Here is a 7,012-nt window from a genome sequence, read left to right as displayed (position 1 = left end):
GCATTGCGGAAGGGCGTGAGCGCCCATGCCACCCAGCAGGGGCTGTCGTCGGCTCGGCGGGAAGATTTTGAACTGGCGGTGCACGAAGGTGTGGCATGCTGGGGGCGAGCCTGGCCGCCCTGTCGTACGCCGTCGCGCTGACCATCGGCGAGCAGCTGTTCGCGCCGGTGATGTCGACGGCGGTCATCCCGCTGGTGCTGCTGTCGGGCGCGTTCCTGCCGATGTCGATGGCGCCCGGCTGGCTGGACGCGCTGTCGCACCTCAGCCCCTTCAGGTACGTCCTGGAGGCGCTGCGCGACCTGTTCGCCGGCCACTACGCCACCGGCACGGTCGGGCTCGGCGTGGCCGTCACGGCCGGGCTCGCCGTGGTCGGCCTGACCGTCGGGGCCCGCGTGTTCAACCGGGAGACCGCGTGAGCGGGCCGCTCCGGGACGGCCCGCCCGCCCGTGCCCAGGGGAGTGGGCAGGGCCGCGCTCAGGCCGCGGCCTTGGCCCGCCGGTGCAGCGCGGCCAGGATGCCCGCCGGATCGACCGTCCCGTAGCCGTAGTCGTAGTCGAAACCCACCTCGCTGCGGTCCTCGGCGGTGCGCCGCAGCAGCGCCCGCAGCTGCGCCGGCGACAGCTTGGCGGCCGGCCACCGGGTGCGCACCGCGGCCACCAGCCCGGCGGCCACCGGCGTCGCCGCCGAGGTGCCCGTGTCCGGCTCGCCGTCGCCGAACGCCCGCGACCCCGAGAAGTGCGTGTACGCGCACACGTCGGGCTTGCGCGCTGTCAGCCGCCCCGGCCCCTGCGAGGAGTAGCCCACCCGCTCGCCGTTGACGTCGACCCCGCCGATCGACAACGCCTTGGGATGGGAGTTGGCCCCGCCGATGGGCCGGTTGGGGAAGGCGCACCGGCCGTCGGGGCACTGCCTGCCGCAGTTGCCCGCCGCGAACAGCACGTCCGCGCCCGCCCGGTCGAGACTAGCCACGACCAGGTTGAACGGGTGGGCGGCGTTGTCGGAGTAGTTGCCCGGATGCCCGACGGGGAAGTCCCACTCGGGGGAGAACGACCCCCACGAGTTGCTCACCACCAGCGACCTGGACGCCGCGGGCTGGGCCTCCAGCACCGTGCGCAGATGGGTGAAGGCGGCCACCGCGTCCGACAGCAGGCCGTCGAGAGCCGAGCCGCCCGGCCGGGCCGACCGCAGCAGCGGCACGTCGATCAGGGACGCCTGCGGCGCGGCGATGAGCGCGTCGAAGGCGCACATCGTGCCGTGGTCGACCTCGAACTGGCCGGCCCGGCCGGTGACGCCGGAGGGGTTCCAGCTCCGCTCGGCGTCCAGCGTGACGCCGCGGCCGAGCTGGCGGGCCACGTGCGCGGCGTTGACGCCGGTGTCCAGGACGGCCAGCGCCACCCCGGCGCCGTCGAGCCCCTCGGCGTGCAGCCCGGCCACGTTGAGCAGGCGTTCGACGTCGTGCCAGTCGCCCACGGGCGGATCGCCGCCGCAGGTCAGGCTGGACTCGATCACCGGGTCGGCGAACACCCCGACGACGTCGGGGCGCAGCGTGGGCAGCAGCGTGACCCGCGAGGTCAGCTCGTCGTCGGAGATCGTGCCGCGGACCAGCACGGAGGCGTCCTCGGCGGCCAGCGAGAAGTCGAGGGGCTGGTGGAGGGAGAGGGGATCGCCGCCGGCCGCGGGGACCGGCCTCGGCACGGCGACCGGTGTGAAGGCCGTGTCGAGTTCGACGCCGGGCAGGCCGTCGGCGACGTCGGCCGTGGTGGCGGTCTGGCCGGGATCGGCGACGGCCGCGACCAGATCGGGGGAGGGACGGAGCTGGATCAGGACCCGCATGAGTCACCACCGAACGTAATGGGGGCAAACGAACGACCCAACATTCCTGCATCCGTCAAGGCGCGTCCAGCCCCTTACGGCGGTTGTGACCTGCGAAAACACCGCATAAGTGGCGAAGCGGACCATAATTGTTTCCGGGGCGTCAGGCTTCCTTGTCTTCGGTCTGTTCACTACGGTGATGCATCATGACGCTCCAGGCGCAGACGCCGGTTTCCGACGGGGAAAGACAACACTGGCTGCCGGTCCGGCCGAGGCTCGTCCTCGCCAGTGCCTTCATGCTCTTCCTCGAACTGGCGCTCATCAGATGGACAGGCTCGAACATCGTTCATCTGAGTTATTTCACCAATTTTGTCCTGCTCGGTTCTTTTCTTGGAATCGGGCTCGGATTTCTGCGCGTGGGGCGCTCGCGCCGCCAGCCCTATTACTCGCCGGTCGTCCTGCTCGTCCTGGTGGCCCTCGTGCTGGCCTTCCCGGTGACGGTCGACCGCAACACCGAGGGCGTCCTGTACTGGACGAGCCTGGGCACCGTCGGGCCGCCCGCCTGGCTGATCCTGCCGGTGATCTTCATCGCCGCGGCGGCGGTGCTCATGGGGCCCGCCGAGCTGGTCGGGCGCTGCTTCCCCGAGCTGCCGCGCCTGGAGGCCTACCGCTACGACCTGATCGGCAGCCTCAGCGGCATCGCCGCGTTCACGGCGCTGTCGTTCCTGTCGGCGCCGCCGGTGTTCTGGGGGGTGGTCGCGGCCCTGTGCTACGGCCTGCTCCTGGTGCCCCGGCCCCGCTCGCTCTACCTGGGCCTGGTGGTCCTGCCCTCGCTCCTGGTCGCCGGCCTGCTGCTGTCGGAGACGCTGACGGCCGGGGCGCTGTGGTCGCCGTACTACAAGGTGACCTACAAGGCGATGCAGATGCTCGGCGTGCCGGTCACCGACATCTCCGTCAACGGCATCCCGCACCAGCAGGCCGTGCCCGCCTACGCCCGTCTGCAGTGGGAACGCCAGTACGGGCTGCCCTACGAGCGCACCACCAGGCCGCCCAAGGACGTGCTGATCGTCGGCGCGGGCAGCGGCACCGACGTGGCCATCGCGCTGTCGAAGGGCGCCCAGCACGTCGACGCCGTCGAGATCGACCCCAAGCTGCGCGAGCTGGGCGGCAGCCTGCACCCCGACAAGCCCTACGCCGACCCGCGCGTCACCACCCACATCACCGACGGCCGCGCCTTCCTGGAACGCAGCGGCGACCGCTACGACCTGATCCTGTTCGCCCTGCCCGACTCGCTCACCCTCGTGTCCGGGGCCAGCTCGCTGCGCCTGGAGAGCTACCTGTTCACCGCCGAGGCCATGCGGGCCGCCCGCGCCCACCTGCGGCCGGGCGGCACGTTCTCGATGTACAACTACTACCGCGAGAGCTGGCTGGTCGACCGGCTGGCCTCGACCATGCAGACCGCCTTCGGCCACAAGCCGTGCGTCGACGTGGTCAGCACCGCCGGCCAGCAGGCCGTCATCACCGCCGGTCTGACCGCCGCCGACCAGCGCTGCGCGAGCCAGTGGCCCGGCGCCGCCGCCGGCACCCCGGCCCCCGCCGACGACGACCGCCCCTTCCTCTACCTGAAGGACCGGACGATCCCGCCGATCTACATCATCACCCTCGGCCTGATCCTCATCGTCAGCCTGCTGGCCGTCCGCGTGGTGGCGGGCCCCTACGGGCGCATGAAGCCCTACGCCGACCTGTTCCTGCTCGGGGTGGCGTTCATGCTGCTGGAGACCAAGAGCGTGACGGGCTTCGCGCTGCTGTTCGGCACCACCTGGGTGGTCAACGCGATCGTCTTCGCCGGGGTGCTGGTCGCCGTGCTCGCCGCCGTCGAGGTGACCCGCCGCTTCCGCACCCCGCCGCTGCCGGTCATGTACGCCGTGCTGCTGGCCGGCCTGCTGCTGGCCTGGCTGGTGCCCAACGCGTGGCTGTTGTCGCTGCCGGTGCCGCTGCGCGCCGTGGCGGCGGTGACGGTGGCGTTCCTGCCGATCTTCGCCGCGAACGTGGTCTTCGCCAAACGTTTCTCCGACACCGCCGACGCGACCACGTCCTTCGGCGCGAACCTGCTCGGCGCGATGGTCGGCGGCTGCCTGGAATACCTGGCGCTGGTGATCGGCTACAAGGGCCTGCTCATCGTGGCCGCCCTGCTCTACCTGGGCGCCCTGGCGCTGATGCCGCGAAAGACCGCGCTCGTGTGACAAAGGGAAATGGCCCACGGCGCTCCTGTGTAATGCCTTGACCGATGGTCAGGGTGAATTGTCGGCGGCGCGGGTTGATTTGTCGCCGTGGGCGAGGTGAGCTGGAGACGTCATCGAATCCGAAAAAAGATCGAAAGATATTCAGAAAGGCGGGCACGCGAATCGGGGGTCACATCCGGTAACCCACGAGAAAAGGTGACAGTCATGGCGACACCAGGGGCGGCCAGGATCGACGTCGAGCGCATTCAGGCACAGGAGTCCGGGCCCGCGCCCGCCGGACGCGCGCAACAGGTCGCCGCAGCGCTCCCCACGGGGGTGTTCTTCGCGCACGACCCCGCCGGCTCCGGGGAGCACCGCGCGCCCGACGCGCGGTGGGAGCTCACCTCCGCCTGGCCCTACCAGGGCCGGCTCGCCACGGGGACGGCCGCCGTCCATCTCGCCGCGGGCCACGACGCGCTCGTCCGTCCCATGATCTTCGCCGACGGGTTCGGCCACGGGCCCAGCGACCTGGCCGGGCTGTGGGGACGGCTCGACGCGCCGTACCCGCCGCACGGCGACCGGCTGCTCAGCCGGCTGCTCGCCCAGGGCATCGACGTCGTGCTGCTCGGCTTCGCCGCCCGCCACACCCACATCCAGGCCAACGCCGGGGTCGCGGCGACGTGCGTGGGCCGCGCGATCCGCGAGCGGCTCGGCACCACGCCGCTGATCGTCGGGGGCCTCGGCGCGGGCGGCCTGGTCACCCGGTACGCGCTGGCGGAGATGGAACGCCGCCGCGAGGACCACCAGACGATGACCTACCTGTCCTACGACTCCCCGCACAACGGCGCCTGGATCCCGCTCGTCCTGCAACAGCTCGCCTACTTCGCCGAGGCCCTGGCGCCGGCCGCGCCCGGCCAGGCCGCGCTGATCAGGAGCCCGGCCGCGCAGCAGCTCCTGTGGGGCTGGGTCCCCGACGGGCGCTACTCCGGGCCGGTCGCCACGGCCAGCCCGCTGCGCCTGGCGTTCATCGAGGACCTGCGCGCCGCCGGCTGGTTCCCGCTCAGGCCGCGCAAGCTCGGCGTCTCCAACGGCGCCGCCGACGGCACCGGCCGCAACGTCCCGCCCGACGCCCTGGCCTTCGAGTGGACCGCCCTGGACGGGCTGGCCGGCGCCACCGTGCGCACCCAGCCGGACCGGGGCTCCCGTCAGCGGGTGGGCGGCATGCGGGCCGTCCCGCTGTGGGCCGGCACCAGCCGCACCAGCGGCGTCGCGGCCTTCGACGGGGCGCCCGGCGGCACGCTGCCCTCCTACGGCATGGTCGCCGACGCGTTCGGCGCGCCGATCGCCGGCCGGTTCCGGTCGGCCTGCTTCGTCCCCACCGTGAGCGCCGTCGCGCTCCAGTACGACCCCGTGGACTGGACCGTGGACCTCTACACCGACATCACCGCCCTGTCGCCGGAGCACAGCGAGCTGGACGACTACCAGTGCGACTCCGACAACTCCGAGCACGGCACGGTCACCGGCACGCTCGCCGACTGGATCCTCGGGCACCTGACGAAGTGACCTGAGGTCGCGGGCCTTCGCCGATCAGAGCTCCCGCCGGAGCCGGGCTCCGGCGGGCGTGGCCGTCACAGGCCGCACAGCTCCGTCAGGGACTTCGCGCCGCCCCGCTGGCTGTTGCGGGTCGGGGTCTCGGTCGGCGTGCCCCCCTGGGCCTGCGTACGGGTCCGCGACGGCGTGGCCGTCGGGGAGCCGGGGGACGCGGTCACGTTGGCGGTCTGGGCCTGGCGGGCGGAGCGGTCGGAGTCGGCGATCGCCTTCTTCGCGGCCGCGCGGATCTTGACCCAGTCGGGCCTGCCCGAGTAGAAGTCCGGCGGCACGAACTGCAGGCTGGTGATCTTGGCGTCCTTGACCTTGAGCGCCAGGTCCGCCAGCGGCGCGACGAGCGGACGCGGGATGTTCGTCTGGGCCAGCCGCTTGGCCGCCCCGGCGATCTTGGTGAAGTTCGTCAGGATCACGCCGGGCGTGGCCTGCTGGGCGAAGGCGCCGATCACGCAGCGCTGGCGTCCCATGCGGGAGAAGTCGTCGCTGTTGACGCGGGAGCGGCCGTACCACAGGGCCTCCTCACCCGACAGCTTGCGGTAGCCCGCCTTGATCGTGCCGGCGGTGCCGAAGTGGCCGCCCCACTTGACGTCCTCCTCGACCCGGATCTTCAGGCCGCCGATGGCGTCCACCAGGGCGGCGAAGCCGTACATGTTGATCAGGGCGTAGTAGTCGATCCTGAGGTTCAGGGTGTAGCCGATGGCGTCCATGAGGGCCCGCGGGCCGCGGTTCTTGCCGCCCATGAGCTGCGGGTTGTCGTTGGCGTACTGCCAGACCTCGTTGAGCAGGCCGCCGTTGGGCAGCTCGGCCATGTAGCCGTTGGGGAAGTGCTTGTGCAGCGGCGAGGACGGCGGGAAGCGCACGTGCTGCAGGTTGCGCGGCAGGCTGAACAGCACGGTGTTGCCGGTCCTGGTGTCCACGCTGGCCACCGTCATGCTGTCGGTGCGCACGCCCACGCGGTTGCCCGCGGCGTCCCCGCCGACCAGCAGGAAGTTCACCCGGGTCTTGCCGTCCCAGGGGTCCTCGGGGTTCTTGATCTGGACGGGGTTCTCCGGGTCCGGGTGCGAGGGGAAGATCGCGTTGACGGCGTTCCGCCCGGCCAGCACGTAGTTGGCCGTCAGCGCGAACGGCGACATGACGGCCACGCACAGCACGCCCACGACGATCCCGGTCCCCACCTGGCCCTGCTGGTTCAGCCTGTTGGGGCCCAGCGCCACGTACGAGACGGCGATCACGGCGAACCAGGCCAGCGCGCACGCGGCCGCGATGACGATCACCGTGACCATGGCGCCGTCCTCGGCCAGGCCCGTCAGGTTGCTCAGATCCCGGGTCAGGCCGAAGGCCAGGGCCGCGAGCAGCAGCACCGCGTACGCGCC

At 71.8% G+C, this 7,012-nt stretch carries 5 protein-coding genes; 3 read left to right on the top strand and 2 right to left on the bottom strand.

The window, feature by feature from the left end; all coding sequences use genetic code 11:
- Positions 1–95: 95 nt before the first annotated feature.
- A complete protein-coding gene (locus tag ACWCSD_RS44015; protein WP_449924201.1) occupies positions 96–416 on the top strand; it encodes an ABC transporter permease in 321 nt (106 codons plus the stop codon).
- 58 nt (positions 417–474) lie between these two features.
- On the opposite strand, the gene ACWCSD_RS44010 is transcribed toward ACWCSD_RS44015, so the two are convergent.
- Positions 475–1,833: a S8 family serine peptidase gene (locus ACWCSD_RS44010; RefSeq protein ID WP_449924198.1), complete on the bottom strand. Its 1,359-nt coding sequence runs from the start codon at positions 1,831–1,833 to the stop codon at positions 475–477.
- Positions 1,834–2,228: 395 nt separating this feature from the next.
- Here ACWCSD_RS44010 and ACWCSD_RS44005 point away from each other — a divergent pair, with 395 nt between their 5' ends.
- Together ACWCSD_RS44005 and ACWCSD_RS44000 are read left to right on the top strand one after the other, a co-directional pair.
- Positions 2,229–4,055, top strand: coding sequence for a spermidine synthase (locus tag ACWCSD_RS44005; protein ID WP_397155951.1), 1,827 nt, complete (start codon positions 2,229–2,231; stop codon positions 4,053–4,055).
- 204 nt (positions 4,056–4,259) lie between these two features.
- Positions 4,260–5,597: a hypothetical protein gene (locus ACWCSD_RS44000; RefSeq protein WP_397155953.1), complete on the top strand. Its 1,338-nt coding sequence runs from the start codon at positions 4,260–4,262 to the stop codon at positions 5,595–5,597.
- A gap of 65 nt (positions 5,598–5,662) precedes the next feature.
- Here ACWCSD_RS44000 and ACWCSD_RS43995 read toward each other — a convergent pair.
- A partial coding sequence (locus ACWCSD_RS43995) for an LCP family protein (RefSeq protein WP_449924194.1) occupies positions 5,663–7,012 on the bottom strand: 1,350 nt, incomplete at its 5' end.

This window comes from Nonomuraea sp. NPDC001684, assembly GCF_053596515.1.
The sequence above is the reverse complement of the archived record's forward strand: the minus strand, read 5'-3'. Positions and strand labels throughout refer to the sequence as shown.